At 65.7% G+C, this 15091-nt stretch carries 16 protein-coding genes; 5 read left to right on the top strand and 11 right to left on the bottom strand.

The genetic code is table 11. From position 1 onward, the window contains the following. Positions 1 to 28: 28 nt before the first annotated feature. Complete coding sequence (locus tag DK874_RS07030; RefSeq protein ID WP_114313317.1) at positions 29 to 1282, bottom strand: cryptochrome/photolyase family protein; 1254 nt, start codon at positions 1280 to 1282, stop codon at positions 29 to 31. Positions 1283 to 1307: 25 nt separating this feature from the next. Continuing rightward, positions 1308 to 2156: a phytoene/squalene synthase family protein gene (locus tag DK874_RS07025; RefSeq protein ID WP_114313316.1), complete on the bottom strand. Its 849-nt coding sequence runs from the start codon at positions 2154 to 2156 to the stop codon at positions 1308 to 1310. A 107-nt stretch (positions 2157 to 2263) separates the two neighbouring features. Between DK874_RS07025 and carH the strand changes: the two genes are divergently transcribed. Genes carH through DK874_RS07010 form a run of 3 tightly spaced genes read left to right on the top strand, consistent with a single transcriptional unit; the run spans position 2264 to position 4548 of the window. After that, positions 2264 to 3100, top strand: coding sequence for an HTH-type transcriptional repressor CarH (carH, locus tag DK874_RS07020; protein WP_114313315.1), 837 nt, complete (start codon positions 2264 to 2266; stop codon positions 3098 to 3100). Next, complete coding sequence (ldrP, locus tag DK874_RS07015; RefSeq protein ID WP_114313314.1) at positions 3097 to 3684, top strand: transcriptional regulator LdrP; 588 nt, start codon at positions 3097 to 3099, stop codon at positions 3682 to 3684. Before carH ends, ldrP begins: the two co-directional genes overlap by 4 nt. Further along, the gene (locus tag DK874_RS07010; RefSeq protein ID WP_114313313.1) at positions 3685 to 4548 is read left to right on the top strand and encodes a complex I NDUFA9 subunit family protein; all 864 of its coding nucleotides are present in this window, start codon (positions 3685 to 3687) and stop codon (positions 4546 to 4548) included. Here DK874_RS07010 and DK874_RS07005 read toward each other — a convergent pair. The 6 genes from DK874_RS07005 to DK874_RS06975 form a co-directional block, all read right to left on the bottom strand. Next, positions 4538 to 5743 carry a YeeE/YedE family protein gene (locus tag DK874_RS07005; protein WP_114313453.1) on the bottom strand — a complete coding sequence of 402 codons (1206 nt, stop codon included), beginning with the start codon at positions 5741 to 5743 and terminating at the stop codon, positions 4538 to 4540. The genes DK874_RS07010 and DK874_RS07005 overlap by 11 nt on opposite strands. A 137-nt stretch (positions 5744 to 5880) precedes the next feature. Further along, positions 5881 to 6792: a UV DNA damage repair endonuclease UvsE gene (gene uvsE / locus DK874_RS06995; protein WP_114313312.1), complete on the bottom strand. Its 912-nt coding sequence runs from the start codon at positions 6790 to 6792 to the stop codon at positions 5881 to 5883. Continuing rightward, on the bottom strand, positions 6789 to 7298 hold the full coding sequence (locus tag DK874_RS06990) for a YceI family protein (protein WP_114313311.1): 510 nt from the start codon (positions 7296 to 7298) through the stop codon (positions 6789 to 6791). The genes uvsE and DK874_RS06990 overlap by 4 nt, the downstream gene beginning before the upstream one ends. Next, on the bottom strand, positions 7295 to 7795 hold the full coding sequence (locus DK874_RS06985; RefSeq protein WP_114313310.1) for a flavin reductase family protein: 501 nt from the start codon (positions 7793 to 7795) through the stop codon (positions 7295 to 7297). The genes DK874_RS06990 and DK874_RS06985 overlap by 4 nt, the downstream gene beginning before the upstream one ends. After that, positions 7796 to 8419 (bottom strand): SDR family NAD(P)-dependent oxidoreductase, encoded by a 624-nt coding sequence (locus tag DK874_RS06980; protein ID WP_114313309.1) that lies wholly within the window; start codon positions 8417 to 8419, stop codon positions 7796 to 7798. 86 nt (positions 8420 to 8505) lie between these two features. Continuing rightward, positions 8506 to 9285 (bottom strand): bacteriorhodopsin, encoded by a 780-nt coding sequence (locus DK874_RS06975; RefSeq protein WP_114313308.1) that lies wholly within the window; start codon positions 9283 to 9285, stop codon positions 8506 to 8508. Between the two features lie 171 nt (positions 9286 to 9456). Here DK874_RS06975 and DK874_RS06970 point away from each other — a divergent pair, with 171 nt between their 5' ends. Next, positions 9457 to 10224, top strand: a complete 768-nt coding sequence (locus DK874_RS06970) for a beta-carotene 15,15'-dioxygenase, Brp/Blh family (RefSeq protein ID WP_114313307.1) — start codon at positions 9457 to 9459, stop codon at positions 10222 to 10224. Here the strand turns inward: DK874_RS06970 and DK874_RS06965 are convergent. Next, the gene (locus DK874_RS06965; RefSeq protein WP_114313306.1) at positions 10160 to 11590 is read right to left on the bottom strand and encodes an SDR family oxidoreductase; all 1431 of its coding nucleotides are present in this window, start codon (positions 11588 to 11590) and stop codon (positions 10160 to 10162) included. The genes DK874_RS06970 and DK874_RS06965 overlap by 65 nt on opposite strands. Positions 11591 to 11712: 122 nt before the next feature. Between DK874_RS06965 and DK874_RS06960 the strand changes: the two genes are divergently transcribed. Continuing rightward, positions 11713 to 13128 (top strand): phytoene desaturase family protein, encoded by a 1416-nt coding sequence (locus DK874_RS06960; protein WP_114313305.1) that lies wholly within the window; start codon positions 11713 to 11715, stop codon positions 13126 to 13128. Here the strand turns inward: DK874_RS06960 and DK874_RS06955 are convergent. Both DK874_RS06955 and DK874_RS06950 read right to left on the bottom strand, forming a co-directional pair. Beyond that, complete coding sequence (locus DK874_RS06955) at positions 13061 to 14311, bottom strand: alpha/beta hydrolase (RefSeq protein WP_114313304.1); 1251 nt, start codon at positions 14309 to 14311, stop codon at positions 13061 to 13063. The genes DK874_RS06960 and DK874_RS06955 overlap by 68 nt on opposite strands. A 50-nt stretch (positions 14312 to 14361) precedes the next feature. Further along, complete coding sequence (locus DK874_RS06950) at positions 14362 to 15018, bottom strand: class I SAM-dependent methyltransferase (RefSeq protein WP_240307624.1); 657 nt, start codon at positions 15016 to 15018, stop codon at positions 14362 to 14364. Positions 15019 to 15091: the final 73 nt, after the last annotated feature.

The following is a 15091-nucleotide window of genomic DNA, read 5'->3' as shown; positions in this document are numbered from 1 at the left end:
GGCAAGGGGCCCCGTCCTGTGGCCCTGGCTACCTTGGTGCGCCCTGGGCGAGGGCCAGGTACCGCCTTCGCGCCTCCACCAGGTCCACCACGGGGTCCTTTGGCTCGTAAGAGGGGTACTCGGGGGCAAAACCCTTCAGCCAGCTTCCCTCGGGGTCGTGCCGCTTTCCCTGCTCCACCAGGTTGAAGACCCGGAAATAGGGGGCCGCGTCCACCCCTAAGCCCCCCGCCCACTGCCATCCCTGGAGGTTTTGCGGGGTATCCCCATCCAGAAGGAGTTCCTTAAAGGCCCTTTCGGCCCGTTTCCAGGGGAGAAGGAGGTACTTCACGGCGAACTGGGCCACGCACATCCGCGCCCGGTTGGAGAGGAAGCCCGTGGCCCATAGCTCCCGCATGGCGGCGTCCACCAAGGGCACCCCGGTCTTTCCCAAAAGCCAGGCTTGGAAAAGCCCCTCGTCCTCCTGCCAAGGGAAGGCGGCGAACCGGGGGTCTAGGGGCTTTTCCTGCATCTGGGGAAAGTGGTAGAGGAGGTGGTAGGAGAAGTCCCGCCAAAGGAGCTCGGAAACCCACGTTTTCGCCCCCTCTCCGCCTATCCTCAAGGCTTCCCAGGCGGCCTGCCGGGGGGAGAGGACCCCCAGGGTAAAGTAGGGGGAGAGCCTCGAGCCCCCCTCCCCATCCAGCCGGTCCCGCTTCAGGTGGTACTCCGCAATCCCTTTCTCCAAGAAGAGGCGCAACCTCTGCCAGGCGGCTTCTTCCCCGGGTTCGGGAAGGGGGATGCCCGCCTCCTCCTTGGGAATCTCCCCCTCCTCTGGGGCCTGGGGCAGGGCGTCGGGGGCCGGCAAGGGAGGGTCTGTCCCTCGGAACTGGCGGCTGAAGGGAGTGTAGACCCGGTAGGGCCTGGGCATGTCTGGGGGGACCAGGTGGGGAGCGGGCAGAAGGTGCAAGGGGACGGGGAGGGCCTCCTTTACCCGCCCATCCCGGTACCGGCCGTAGGGGGTGTAGGCCTTGAGGGCGTAGACTCCCTTGGCCCGAAGCTTTTTCACCGCCTCCGGTACCCGCTCCCAAGGGTAGCCCTCCATAACCCAAAGGCTTCCTCCCCGCCCCTGGTACCCCTCCCTGAGGGCGCGGACGTTTTCCAAAAACCAGGCCCGGCGGCGGGGCGAGGTCTTTAGGTTGTTGGGGTCCAGGACCACCAGGCCCACCACGGGTCCTTGGGTTAGGGCTTCCCAAAGGGCGGGGTGGTCGGCAAGCCTCAGGTCGGCACGGTGCCACACGAGGAGCATGGCGCCAAGTTACCTATGGGAGGGGCTAGCTGACTGTAGTCAGCGGACCGTTGCGGGAGATCCTTAAGGCCTTGGGCAGAAGCCAAAGCCGTTCCCAGGGCTCCAGGTGGGCCCTTTGGCGGAGGTTGTCATACCCAGAAAGCCGGAGCTTGTCCAGGATGGCCTGGTATTGCAAGGCGGCGAGGGCGATGGCCGCCCTGCCCACCCTTAGACCCCCTAGGCCCTTTAGGCCTTCCCGGTAAAGGAGGCGGGCCTGGCTCTCCAGATGGGCCATCAGGTTCTGGTACTCGGGGGTGATCCGGCCTTCCTCCAGGTGGGCCAGGGATACGCCAAAGCGCTTTAAGAGCTCGGCTGGCAGATAGACCCTATCCCGCCTCAGGTCTTCCCCCACGTCCCGCAGGATGTTGGTGAGCTGCATGGCCTGGCCCAGGAGGATGGCCCTTTCCTCCACCTCTGGGCCGCCTCCGGCGATGGGGGCCATCATCCGGCCCACGGTCCCCGCCACCTGGTAGCAGTAGCGTAAAAGCTCCTCCTCCGTCCCCAGGCGCACGGGCCCCAAGTCCAAGGCGAAGCCCTCCCGCATGTGCCAGAAGGCCTCCAAGGGAATGGGCCAGCGCTCCAGGGCCCAGGCCAGGCCCCTTTCCCACTCGGCCCGGGGCCTTCCCCCATAGGCCCTTTCCACCCCCTGCCACCAGGCTTCTAGGGCCTCCTCGCCTGCTTTAGGCCCGTCCACCGCCTCATCCCCGAGCCGGCAGGCGGCATAGACCGCCCAGGCCCCTTTCCTTTCTACCGGGGGGAAGAGGAGGCTTCCCCAGTAGAAGGTGGCGGAATGGCGCCGCAGGATGCGGGCCAGGCTTTTCCAATCCGGTTCCATAACTACTCCATCCTTTCCCCGGGAACCTTGGGGGACTTTTGCCCCTGTTACAGTTGGGAGTTAGACATAAGCTTGACATAACCCGTACAAGGGGGTAGGATAGGGGCATGACCCATCCTGGGGTGTACACCATCGCCGAGGTGGAGGCCATGACCGGCCTTTCCGCAGAGGTGTTGCGGCAGTGGGAGAGGCGGTATGGCTTCCCCAAGCCGGAAAGGACCCCAGGCGGCCACCGCCTGTACCGGCCAGAGGACGTGGAGGCGCTTTTGGTGATCCGCCGTTACCTGGAGGAGGGGGCCACCCCCCAGGCGGCCATCCGCCGCTACCTGGCCCAGGAGTCCCGGCCCGATGGGCTCCCCAAGGAGCTTCTTGGGGCCCTTTTGCAGGCGGACCTCCCGCGGGCTGAGGCTCTTTTCCGCCGAGGGGTCAAGCTCCTGGGGCCGGAAGGGGCCCTAAGGGGGCTTTTGGTGCCCGTGCTTAAGGAGGTGGGGGAGGGTTGGCACCGGGGGGAGGTGAACGTGGCCCAGGAGCACCTGGCCACCCAGTTCCTCCGTTCTAGGCTCCAGGAGCTTTTGGACCTGGTGGGGTATCCCCGGGGTGCTCCCATCCTGGTGACCACGCCCCCGGGGGAGCGGCACGAGCTGGGGGCTATGTTGGCGGCCTATTACCTTAGGCGGCGGGGGTTTCCCGCCTTGTACCTGGGTCCCGATACCCCCCTTTCCGACCTGGAGCGCCTGTCCCGGGAGCTTGGGGCTAGGGCGGTGGTGCTTTCCGCCTCCCTTGCGGAGCCCCTCAAGGCCCTTCCCCCAGGGGCCCTTGCGGATCTGGCCCCCAAGGTGTTCTTGGGAGGCCAAGGGGCAGACGAGTGGATAGCCAGGCATTTGGGGGCCCAGTATGTGCCGGACCTGGAGGCCTTGCCCCAGGTGTTGGAGGAGGCAGCATGAAGAGGCTTAACCGTAAGGAAGTGGTGTTTTTGGCAGGCGACCGGGCGGATACCCTTTATCGGCTACAGTCGGGTCTGGTGCGCATTGTGGAGCTTTTGCCTGACGGGCGCACCCTTACCCTGCGCCACGTTCTTCCCGGCGACTACTTTGGCGAGGAGGCCCTGGAGGGGAAGCGTTACCGCTACGCTGCCGAGGCCATGACCGAGGCGGTGGTGGAGGGATTGGACCCCAGGGGCATGGACCATGAAGCCCTGCACCAGGTGGCCCGCAACCTGGCCCGGCAGATGCGGCGGGTGCAGGCCTACGAGGCCCACCTACAGTCGGGGGAGCTCAGGGCCCGGATTGCCCGCTACCTTCTGTTTCTGGCGGACACTCCTGCCTCCTTCCGGGACGAACAGGGCCTTTTCGTCACCGCCTCCCACGAGGAGATCGCCGATGCCACCGCTTCCACCCGGGAGTCGGTATCCAAGATTCTCTCCGACCTGCGGCAGGAGGGCTTGATCAGCACCGCGTACCGCAAGGTTTACCTCCTGAACCTGAAGGCCTTGGAGCAGGAGGCCCAGGGGATCCTCGAGGCGGCCTAGATGCGGGTCCTGGTGGTGGGGGGTACAGGATTTGTGGGCCGCCACCTGGTGGCCCTCCTTCTGCAAAGGGGCCACACCCCCCTGGTCCTCTCCCGCACCTCCCGGCACCTTCCCCCTGGGGCGGTGCACCTCCCGGGGGACATTACCCGGCAGGTGCCGGACCTAGAAGGGGTAGAGGCCGCCATCTACCTGGCGGGGATCATCCGGGAAAGGGGCCAGACCTTCCGCCAGGTCCATGTGGAGGGGGTAAGAAACCTCCTGCAAGGTTTGCAGCAAGCTGGGGTGAACCGGGTTCTCCACATGTCGGCCCTAGGGGCCAGGCGGGGGACGGGTAGCCGCTACTACGAAACCAAGGCTGAGGCGGAGGAGCTGGTGCGGGAAAGCGGCCTAAGCTACGCCATCTTCCGCCCAAGCCTGATCTTCGGTCCAGGGGATGAGTTCTTCGGCCAGGTGCTTAGGGGCCTCATCTGTGGGCCCTTACCCTTTGTGCCCCTGATTGGGGATGGCCGTTTCCCCTTCCGCCCCGTGTACGTGGGGGATGTGGCCGGGGTCTTCGCCCAGGCATTGGAAGGGGGCCTCGAGGGCACCTTTGACCTGGTGGGGCCGAAGGAGTACACCTTCCGGGAGCTTTTGGAGCTTTGCCTGGGGGTCCTGGGGCGGAAAAAGCCCTTCCTTCCCGTACCCCTGTGGCTTACGGACCTAACCGTACCCCTTCTATCCCGCCTCCCTTTTGCCCCCCTTACCCTGGACCAGTACCTGATGCTAAAGGAGGGGAACACCGCCCCCTTTCCCGAAGCCTTAAGGGAGCTCCTTCCGGCCCCCAAGGCCCTGGAGGAGGTCCTGCCCACGTACCTCAGGTGCTAGGCAGGCTCTTTCCAGCTCCGCCCTCGTTCTCCAGGCGGCAGGCCGGCCTCAGCCGCACCCCAAGGGCCGTGCCCAGGAGGGCAAAGAGGCCCCAGAGGGGACCGTGGAGGCTGAAAGAGGCGGTGCCCCCCAGGTAGGCCCCGATGTTGCAACCCCCGGCCAGCCGGGCCCCGTAGCCCATAAGTACCCCGCCCAGGAAGACCCCCAGGTGGGTGGTCCAGGGCACCTGGCGAAGGTCCCGAAGGCTAAAGGCGCCACCCAAGGCCGCTCCCAGGAAAGCCCCCAAGAAGACCCCGAGGTTGGTTACGCTGGTGGGGTCCTGAAGGATGCTCTGCTGAAGCTTTTCCGCGAAGACGGGGTTGTGGAAAAGGGCCCAGTCCAGAACCGGTATACCCAATCCTTGGGCTAGCTTGCCTCCCCAAAGGGCGAAGGCCGCCGTTACCCCCCAGGGTCGGCCCAAAAGGAGGAGGATGAGGAGGCTCCCCAGGGCCAGAACCGCCGCACCCGCCACCAGGCTCCAGGGGCCGAAGAGGGGGTGGGTGGCTTCCCGTTGCCAGAGGGGTACCACCTGGCCCGTGCGCCTCCTTTCCACCCCGGAAACCAGGAGGTAGAGGAAGGCCAAAAGGCCGATCCAGAGGAAAAGGCCCATGTAGGGGGAAGGAAACCAGTTGAGGGCGCTACCTGGGTTCCAGGCGGGCAGGGTCTGCCAGTAGGGAAGATGGTACACCCCCAGCAAGGAACCAACCATAAAGCCCAGCAGAACCAAGATCCCACGCGTGTCCCCGCTTCCCGTGTGGTAGAGGGTACCGGAGGCGCAGCCATCCCCCAACTGCATACCAAGGCCAAAGAGAAAGGCCCCCACCGCCAGGCCCACCCCCAAGGGTACCAGGAAGCCCTGTACCGCCTGGCCGAAGGCCTCCCCCCGAACCAGGAAGGGGAAGAAGAGGAGGCTTGTTAGGGCAAAGAGGAGGAAGTGGGCCCGTAACAATCTGCTTTCCCCCGTGAGGAGGAAGCGGCGGAACCCCGAGGCGAAGCCGAACTTGGCGTGGAAGAGGGCCAGGCCGAGGAGGATGGCTACCCAGAAGGCCAGGACCAGCCTGGAGCCGGAGGCCAGCCAAATGGCGTAGGAAAGGCCCAAGGCGGGTAGGAGAAAAAGGCCCAGGTACAGGGGTTGGGCGGGTTGGGTGCGGTTCATGCCTTTTATGGTACCCATGAGCCTATAAAAGTCAAGGGTATATACTGACTTTCACCCGTGACTTCCCAGAGAAAACCGTGGCCACCTACCGCGAGCGAGGCATGGAGAAGCTGGGGCTGAAAAGCCGAAGCGACCTCCTACGGTATGCGGTCAAAAGGGGTTGGTTGCGGGGATAGCTCTGGCGCCTTGCCCCGAAGAAAGGCCTCTGCCCCGGGAGGGAGGCCCTGCTCCTTGCCCTTGGCCTCCACCATCACGTGGGCGGGCTGGGGAAGGGCTTGGAGGAGCCTTTCCCAATCCTCCTCCTCTACCTGAAAGGCGTGGGCCCCCGGGCGCTTTTTGGGGTCCTGGCTGGAGAGGTGAACCTTGGGCCTCCCCTTCCAGGTGGCGAAGGCTAGCCGCAGGGCTTCCTCCAGGGAAAGCCGCCCCGGATTTAGGGCGTGGTGGAGGGTGTCCACCACCACCGACACCCCCAGGGCCTCGGCCGCCCGCAAGGCTTCCTCTATCCCCCAAAACCGTTCGTCGTTTTCCAAGGCCAAAAAGCCAAGGATTTCCCTTTCCCCCTTAAGGTTTTCCACAAAGCGGCGCAGGGTGCCCTCCCGGTCCCCGTAGACCCCGCCCAGGTGAACCACCAATACCCCATCGCGGGCCTGGAGGAGGTCTAGGACCTGGGCCGAGTAGCGGAGTTCCGCCAGGGAGCGCTCTACCACCCTTGGATCTGGGCTTCCCAGGTTCACGTACTGTCCGGGGTGGAAGGAGAGGCGTTGGCCCAAGGCCCTGGCGAGGCTTCCCAGGCGGGTAAGCGCTTCTCCATGGACCCTTTCCCAGTTGTAGGGGAAGCGGGGGTGCGAGGCAAAGGGGATGAGGTGCTGCCCAATGCGGAAGAGGCGGAAGCCCTTCTGATAGTTCCAGCGCAGGATGCGCTCCAGGTCCTCTAGGTTTTGGGCCACCTTGGCCCGCACCCGGTCCTCTTCCAAGGAGGCCAGGCGCAGGGTGTGGTTGGTGCTGGCCTTCAGGGTCAGGTTCTCGCAAGGGTAGCCGAGGCCGATCATCGCTTTACCCTAGCCTCCACGAAGACCTCCACCTCGTCCCGCACCTCCAGGAAGAGGAAACGGGGCCTTTCCAAGCCCCAGTCGGAGAAACGGGTGCGGAAGGCCCCCTGGAACTTCCCGTTTTCTGGCCTCCCCTCCAAGACCCCCTCCAGGCGCACGGGAAGCCTTTTGCCTACCATCTCCAGTTCCCCCTCCACCACAAAACGGGCTCCCTGGAAGCCCGCCCGTTTCGGGTAGAGGCAGGCTAGGGGAAAGGCCTCAGCCCTTAGGATCTCCCGGGCCTTCTTGTCCCTCTCCTCGTTTCCCGAATCCCAGGCCCTTTGCTCCAGGCAGACCTGTCCCTTAGCCTGCTCCCCATCCCAAAGCACCTCACCCCTAGCGGTGGGGTTCCTCCCCTCCCAGCTTCCCAAAGGGTAGTACCCCCGGTAACGTACCTCTCCCATCACCCCATAGGGTGCCTGTGCCCAGGCGAGAAGGGGTAGGAGAAAGGGCAAAAGCCTCCTCATGGTCTAAACCTCCAGGTTTCCCCCGTGGTGGCGTAGTCCCGAAAGCCCAGGAAGAGGATGGGCCTCCCCTTGGCCTTGGGGCTCCCCTCCACGTGGAGCACATCTCCCAGGAAGAGGGCATGGTCCCCCTCCAAGGGCCACTCCTGCACCTTCATCTCGTAAACGGCCAAGGCCTTTTCCGGAACCCAAGTGCGCTCCAGCCTCCGGGCCTTTCGCAGGGCCACGCAGAGCCTATCCGCCTTGCGCACCCTGCGGCCTGAGAGGTAGCCAGAGCGCACCACCCATTCCCGTTCCTCCCAAGGGAGGAAGGAGAGGGCCGCTTCCTCGAGCTCCCTGAGCAGGGAGAGGGTGTGGTTTTTGCGGTCCATGGCGAAGAGGAAGCGGAAAGGTTCTTTGGAAACCGGGGTCCACCAGGCAAGGGGCATGAAGTTTTCCCCCACGGAAAGGAGGGCCAGGTGCATGGGGTAGAAGAAGGACCGGTAGGGCGCCTTTGCCATCTAGACCTCCAGGACCTCCGGAGGCGGTTCCTGAAGGACCCCCTCCAGCACCTTACGGGCAGCTTCCTCTGGGGACAGGGCACCCTTCGGAGGACCACCCAAGGGGGCCCAAAGACCTGTGGCCACCGCGGGAAGCCGCACCAGGACCAGCCGGACCCCCTCCCGCCTGAGCTCCTTCCGCGCCGCCTCCAGATACCATTCCAAGGCCCCTTTGGCGGCGGCGTAGGCGGCAAACCCGGGTACCTGGACGTAGCGGGGATAGGCCCCGAAGAAGACCAGCCGGGCCCCCGGGCGGAAGCGGCCGTACTTGAGGAGGAAAAGGGCGGAGAGGAGGTGGTCCTCCAGGAGGCTTTCCACCGCCTTCCGTTCGGCCTCCCGCAGGGATCCCCGGGCCACCGAGCCCACGGCGTGGAAGGCTAGGTCCAGCTCGCCCGCCTCCTCCAGGAGGGCCTTGGCCTCCAGCTCGTCTTTCAGGTCTGCAGGCAGGGCCTGGCCCCCCACCTTCTCCGCCAAGGCCCTTAGCTCCGCCGCCCTACGCCCCGAGAGGAGGAGTTCCTGCCCCTTTAGGGCCAGGGCCAAGGCGCTTCCCAACCCGCCTGTAGCTCCCAGGATGAGGGTGCGCATGCTCTTTTCACCTGACCTTTCTGTGCGGCGTGTTTCCCTGAAAAAGAAACGGGGCCAAGGCCCCCAGGTGGGTTGGGTCGGAATGGCTATGCAGCCTTGGCCCCTACCTCGAAGCCCTCCTCCAGGCTCTTGGCCCGGGCTATGGCGAAGACCAGGAGGCCGTAAATGGGCTTAGCGATGAGGTCCGCCAGGCTGTAGCCCACCTGGATGGCCACCTCCTGCCCGGCCCCGCCCGGAAGCCAGGTGCCCAGGGCATAGGCAATGGGGTAGAAGCCCCAGGACATCAGAAGGACGAAGCGGGTGGCGTTCAGGAGCTCCAGCACCCGGGGCCCGTACTTACCCTCCTTAATGGCCTGGGACAGCTCTACCCAGAGCACGTAGAGGATGTAGAAGAAGGGGATGGAGGACAGGGCTCCCCAAAGGGTCCTGGGCCCGAGCTCCGTGTTTACCTCGCCCACATAGCCCAGCCCCAGCATCAGCACGGAGGCCACCACCAGCTTGATGCTCAAGTTCCAGGTGCGGGCGGCCGAAAGCCCCAGGACCAGGATGAGCTCCAAAAGGAGCAGGGGAACGGTGACGAGCCAGTCGGCGTAGCGGTAGAAGTCATTAAAGGGTTTCCCGGAAAACCGGTAGACCCCATCCACCAGCTGGTACGCCCCTACCCAGCTCTCGAAGATGCGCAGGTAATGGTAACCGGCGACGAGGGTAATCAGTGTGGAAAGGTAAAGGGCGATGTGGTACCTGGGGGCCACGTAACTACGGGCCAGGATGAAGAACGCGGCCGCCGCGCCCATCGCGGCGATGGTGAGGGAGAGGGTGTTGAACACCAACCAGTACTGCCCGAATGTGAGGTCTGGCTGAACCATAGGGTAACCTCCTCTCTGAAAGCCCACCCACCTGGGGCTAGCCAGTTTCACTTAAACACCCCGTCCCGGACCTGACCTTTCCCTAGACAACACTTGGACAGGAACTGTTCAGCTGGCTACACCCCCAGGGGAAGGGCGGTGGGAAAGTGGAGGGGTTAGGGAGGTGGTACCATGCGTTCGGCCTTTCTCCTGCCCCTGGTTTTCCTGCCCGAGGGGTGGGCCCTAGGGCTATTGCTCCTTTCGGCGGTGGTGTTGGGCCTTCCCCACGGCGCAGCCGACGTGCTGGTGGCCCATAGGCTAAGGTGGCCCCTGGGCGGTTTCCTGGCCCTCTACCTCTTGGTGGCGGGGCTTGCCCTGGGCCTCCTTCTCTTCCTACCCCCTTTGGGCTTGGCGGTTTTCCTGACCCTGGCCCTTTTCCACTGGGGTAGGGTGGAGGCTAAGGGGCCCTTGGGCTACTGGCGGGCGGGGACGGTGCTCCTCTTCCCCTTCCTCTTCCATCAGGAGAGGATACTCCCCTTCCTGCAGGCGTTTGCCCCGGGTTTTGCCATGCCTCCGGGCCTGGCCCTCGCCCTGTGGGCCCTTTTGGGTCTAGGGGCCCTTTGGCGCCGTCCCCCCTGGCCCCAGGCGGCCGATACCCTTCTCCTATGCCTGGTGGCCTTCCTGGCGCATCCTTATGCTGCCCTGGCGGGTTACTTCCTCCTCCAGCACAGTTGGGACAGCCTGCGCCTGGTGGGGGTGCATGGAAAAGATTGGCTGGCGGTGTACGTGGCTACCCTGGGAGGGCTCCTATTAGCCTTGGCCCTTTATCCTCGGTTCCAAGACCCCCTGGCCGTCTATATGGCCGCGGTGTACGCCCTTACCCTGCCCCATGCCCTCACCATGGAGGCTTGGCTGAGGCGGCCTCGGCTTCCCGAACGATGGCCCGTGCCAGGTCGCTGAACATGCGGGCATGGATGGGGTAGAGCAGCCACCAGTAGAGGAATCCCGTGAGGCCCAAGGGCTCAAAGTAGGCGGTCTGGACCAGGCAGCTTCCCCCATCCTCCTCCAGGGCCTGCCACTCCAACCAGGCCCTTCCCGGCAGGCGCATCTCCGCCCGCAGGCGCAAAAGCCGAGGGGGTTCTAGCCGCTCCACCCGCCAGAAGTCCACCGCGTCCCCGGGGAGAAGCTGTTGGGGATGGCGGCGGCCACGGCGGAGGCCAGGCCCTCCCAAAAGGCGATCCAAAAGCCCCCGAACTGCCCAGGCCCAGTTCCAGACGAGCCATCCCCTCTCACCTCCTAGTCCGGAGAAGGTTTGGAAGAGCAGTTCGGGGCTGGCCCTGCCGGAGAGGCTTCGCACCTCCCGGATGATCCCTTCGCGGTCCTCAAGGAGGAACTCCTGGCCGAAAAGGGCCCCCGACCACCGGGTCTCCACCTCCCCCAGGGTGGTGCGCTCCAGGGCCAGCTCCACCGCCTTCCGGTAGGGGAGGGGCTTTACCTCGGGGAAAAGGTCCTGCGCCCTGCGGGTGTCCGCCACCAAGGGGTAGAGAATCCCTTCCACTAAGGGAAGGGCCAAGCGGTTGGGGATGGGGGTGACCAGGCCCACCCAAAGGGCAGCCAGTCTAGGGGTCAGAACCGGTATGGGCAGGATCAGCCGCCTAAGGCCCCGCACCATAGCGTAGGTTTCCATCATCCCCTTGAAGCTCAAGGGGGGGGCCCCGATCTCCACCACCCCCATGGGTTCCCGCCTAAGGGCAAGCACCAGGTAGGAAAGGACATCCCGGATGGCGATGGGGCTGACGGGGTTTAGGATCCAGCGGGGTGCCACCATCACCGGTAGGCGCTCCGTAAGGTAGCGGACCATCTCAAAGCTGGCGGAGCCCGAGCCCACGATGGGACCTGCGCGAAACTCCGTGGTGGGTATGTGCGCCCTAAGGATTTCACCCACCCGGGCCCGGCTCCGCAGATGGGGGGAGGGCTGGCCCCCTCGAGGCAGGAGGCCCCCTAGGTAGACCACGTGGGCCAGGCCCTCTTCCTTGGCCACCTGGGCAAAGGCCAAGGCCTGGCGTTCCTCCGCCTGGCCAAAGGGCTCCTCCGAGAGCATGGCGTGCACCAAGTAGTAGGCGGTGTCTACGCCGCGAAGGGCCCGGCGGAGGTCCTCGAGGTTCCCTAAATCCCCCCGCACCACCTCCACCCTTTCCGCCCAGGCCCGGCCTAGAAGGCGGGAGGGGTTACGGACCAAAACCCTTACCCGGCACCCCCCTTCCAAGAGCCGGGGCACCAGCCTACCGCCCACGTACCCCGTAGCGCCGGTAACTAGCACGGTCATGGGCTGAGTTTACGGGGGCTGTTCCCAGGAAGGTGTATGCCGGAAGGGAATGGGCGCCAGAGAAGCGTTCACCATGAGCTGGACCAAGGTGTTTCTGCGGACTAGACCCTAGGCTTTAGGGCATGCGGGCTGTGGTGGTGGGCGCAGGGATTGGTGGTCTGGTGGCCGCCCGGCTTCTCCAGAGGGCGGGCCTCGAGGTGGTGGTCCTGGAGGCCCACACCTACCCTGGGGGCCTGGCGGGAAGCTTTTACCACCGGGGCCACCGTTTTGAGGCGGGAGCCACCCTGCTTACCGGCCTGGCCCCGGGAGCCCCCTTGGATGGGTTAGGCCGCCTTTTGGGGATCAGGTGGCCAGTGGAACCCGTGCTCCAGGGTTTTCCCCTCCTGGAGGTCCTTTTGCCCCAGGGAAGGGTGGTGCGCCCCGTGGGACGGGAGGAGGAGAGGGCGGTTCAGGCCGAGGCCTTTGGCCGCGAGGTTCTGGCCTTTTGGGCGTGGCAGGAGGACCGGGCGAGGAGGCTTCTTGCCCTTGCCCCGTGGCTCCCCTGGCCGCCGGAGCGGGAGGAGGTCCTGGCCTTGGCGGGGCGGATTCCGGGGCTCCTTCCCCTGATTGCCGATCTCTTCCTAAAGGCCTCCAGGCGGGCGCCTGGCCACCCCGGTTTTCGGCGCTTCCTCGAGGCCCAGCTTCTCATCAGCGCCCAGACAGCTGATGCCTATGCCCTCTATGCCGCCATGGCCCTGGACCTGCCCCACCTGGGTCCGGCCCTGGTGCCTGGGGGCCTTGGCCGGGTGGCGGAGGCCTTGGCGGAGGGCCTCGAGGTGCGCTACCGAGCCCGGGTCCAGAGGCTGCAACGGGAGGGCGGCAAGGCGGTGGGGGTGGAGGTGGCCTACGGGGGTCGGCGCAAGGGGGAAAAGGAGGTGGTGAGGGGGGATGTTTTCCTGTTAAACCTCCCCCCGGAGCCCCTTTTGGGTTTGCCAGAGCGCATACCCCAGGACGGTTGGGGGGCGTTTGTGCTCTATGGGGTCCTTCCCTTTAGGGCAGGCCCGCCCTTTTATCGGCAAAACGCCCGGGAAAAGCCCTTTGCCTTCCTCTCCTTGCGTCCAGAAGGGGAAAAGACGGTCTTTTCCCTCTCCTTGCACACCCCCTTAGCCCTTTGGCAGGGGCTTTCCCGGGAGGAGTACCAAAGGCTTAAGGCCCGCTGGCAAAGGAGGGCCCTGGCCTTGGGGGAGGCCCTGTTGGAGGGGCTTGGGGAGGCCGAACTCCTCTTCGCCGCTACCCCCCTCACCTACCGCCGCTTCGCTGGGCGGGCCTGGGTGGGAGGCCATCCCCAGACCCATCCCTTCCGGTTTCCCCGGGTGCGGGTCCTAGAGAACGCCTTCCGGGTAGGGGAAGGGGTATTCCCGGGGCAGGGGATCCCCGGGGTGGCCCTTTCTGGCCTGCGGGCTGCCCGCCTGGCCTTGGCCTACCTTGGGCTTAGGGAAGCCCTAGCCTCCTTAAGTAGGCCAGGAGGGCCCTGGCCGTGCGGCCTTCCCGCTCCGTGAGAAGGTCCAGGTGGGTGAGCCCCTCCAAAATGGCCGCCTCCCCCTGGGTTCCAGGGAAGTGTTCCTCCAGGGGGAAATCCTGGGCCTTAGGGACGAGCCCCCTCCCTGCCCCCAGGGCCAGAATGGGGTAGGGTACGGGCCTGGGGGCTAGGCCCAGGCCCGTATGGGGGTACCCTGCGATTTCCAGGAGGAGGCGGTAGGGGAAGTACCACTCGGAAAAGCCCGTTTCGGGGAAGGCGAAGTTCCTGAGGAACTCCTGGGGGTCCGTGGCCTCCCCCGTGTCCCGCCACTCCACTACCCTGCCCCTGGGCCCCCGCACCGTGTAGACCACCCTTCCCTGGAGGAGCCCCAGGAGGCTTAGGCCTTCCCGGGCCCAGGCCCGGCCCGCGCTAACGCTGAAGATGGGGAAGAGGCTATAGTGGTCGTCCACCCGTAAGAGCGCCCTTGCCTCCCGGGTGGCCCGGTAGGGTCCTAAGGGGACGGGTTCCAGGGGGTTTCGGGCGGCCAAAAAGGCTTCGGCCTCCGCCAGGGCTAGGTCCTTGGGGGAGAGGAAGGGGAGGCGGAAGGCCGGGTCCGCCTGGCCCGAGAGGAGAGCCTTCAGGCCTGGCAGGGGGCCAAAGGGGGTGGTGGTTCCCTCCCAGAAGGCCTCTTGGGAAAGAGGGGTAGGGGTCAGACTGCCGTCCAGAAGCACCAAGCCCGAGAGCTTCTCCCCGTGGGCCCAGGCGTAAAGGGTGGCCAGGCTGGCCCCCAGGGAGTGGCCCGCCAGGACCACGGGGGCCCGCTTGCGGGCCGCCTCCACCGCCAGATCCAGGTCCTTCAGGTGGACCTCCAAGCCCCAGTGGCGCAAGGGGCTCAGGTCGGGCTCGGCCAAGGACCGGTAGTAGGCCAGCGGGTCCTCCTGGAGGAAACCCCGCCGGTCCTCCAGGCCGTTGGCCCGCCTCTCCCAGGCCCAGACCTCGAGGCCCGGCTGAAGCCCGCGAAGGCGCTCGGCCAGAAGGGCGAAGTTGGTGCTTCCCCCAAGGAGGCCGGGCACCAGGAGGAGGACCGCCTGGGGCCTTTCCGCCCGGTAGACCAGGGCATAGCTTCGGTCCAAGGGCCCATGGCCCGTGTCCGCCCCGGGGAGGGGGATGTACTCCTGGGCCAGGGCCAAGGAAAAGGCAAGAAGAAGGGAAAGCGTGCGCACAACCCTATTTTCCCCTTAGAACGGAAGGCCACAGAACCCTGGGCCACAGGTCAAGGGGCCTCGGCCAAGACCACCCCGAGGGCGCCATGGGTTTCCAACTGGCCGTGAAAGCCTTCTTTGCGTAAGAAGCGCAAAAAGTCTTCTGGAGGTGGTCTCCAGAGCCCAAGGGAGGGCCCGGGACCCAAAAGGAGCATGCCCAATAGCCTTCCCCCTGGCCGGAGGACCCGGCGGGTTTGGGAAAGGGCCTTTTGGGGGTCGTAAAACTCGTTCCAGGTGGGACCGATGGCAACCCCACCAAAGGCCCCTGTACGAAAGGGCAAAGCCTCGCCGTGGGCCAGCAGATAGGGCCCAGGGCGCCTCCTTTGGGCCACCTGCAGGAAGGCAGGGGAGGGGTCCAGGCCTATGGCCTCTTCGCCCAGGGCCTCCCGGTAGAGGCCCGTCCCGGTGCCCACGTCCAGGAAGGGCCCCCCCGTGGGCAAGAGCCACCCCCTTAGCCGCTCAAGCTCCTCCTCTAGGGAGAGCCTGCCCCGGGAGAGAAACCCTGTGGACTGCATCCGCCAGAGGTCGTAGAGCTCTGCGGTGAGGCGAAGCCGGTTGACGGCCTGGAGGTGGGGTCTTTCCCGACCCTCTCTCAGGTCTAGGAAGCCGTGGCGATAGGGGAAGATCTTTCCGCAGCCGGGGCAAGCTACCCGGGGGCCTGGCTCCAAAGGGCTTTGGCATCGGGGACAGGCCAGGAGGGGGAAAACCCAAGCGGGAAGAGGGGGTGCGGCCATGGATGGG

Source organism: Thermus caldifontis, assembly GCF_003336745.1.
GTDB classification, from domain to species: domain Bacteria; phylum Deinococcota; class Deinococci; order Deinococcales; family Thermaceae; genus Thermus; species Thermus caldifontis.
The sequence above is the reverse complement of the archived record's forward strand: the minus strand, read 5'-3'. Positions and strand labels throughout refer to the sequence as shown.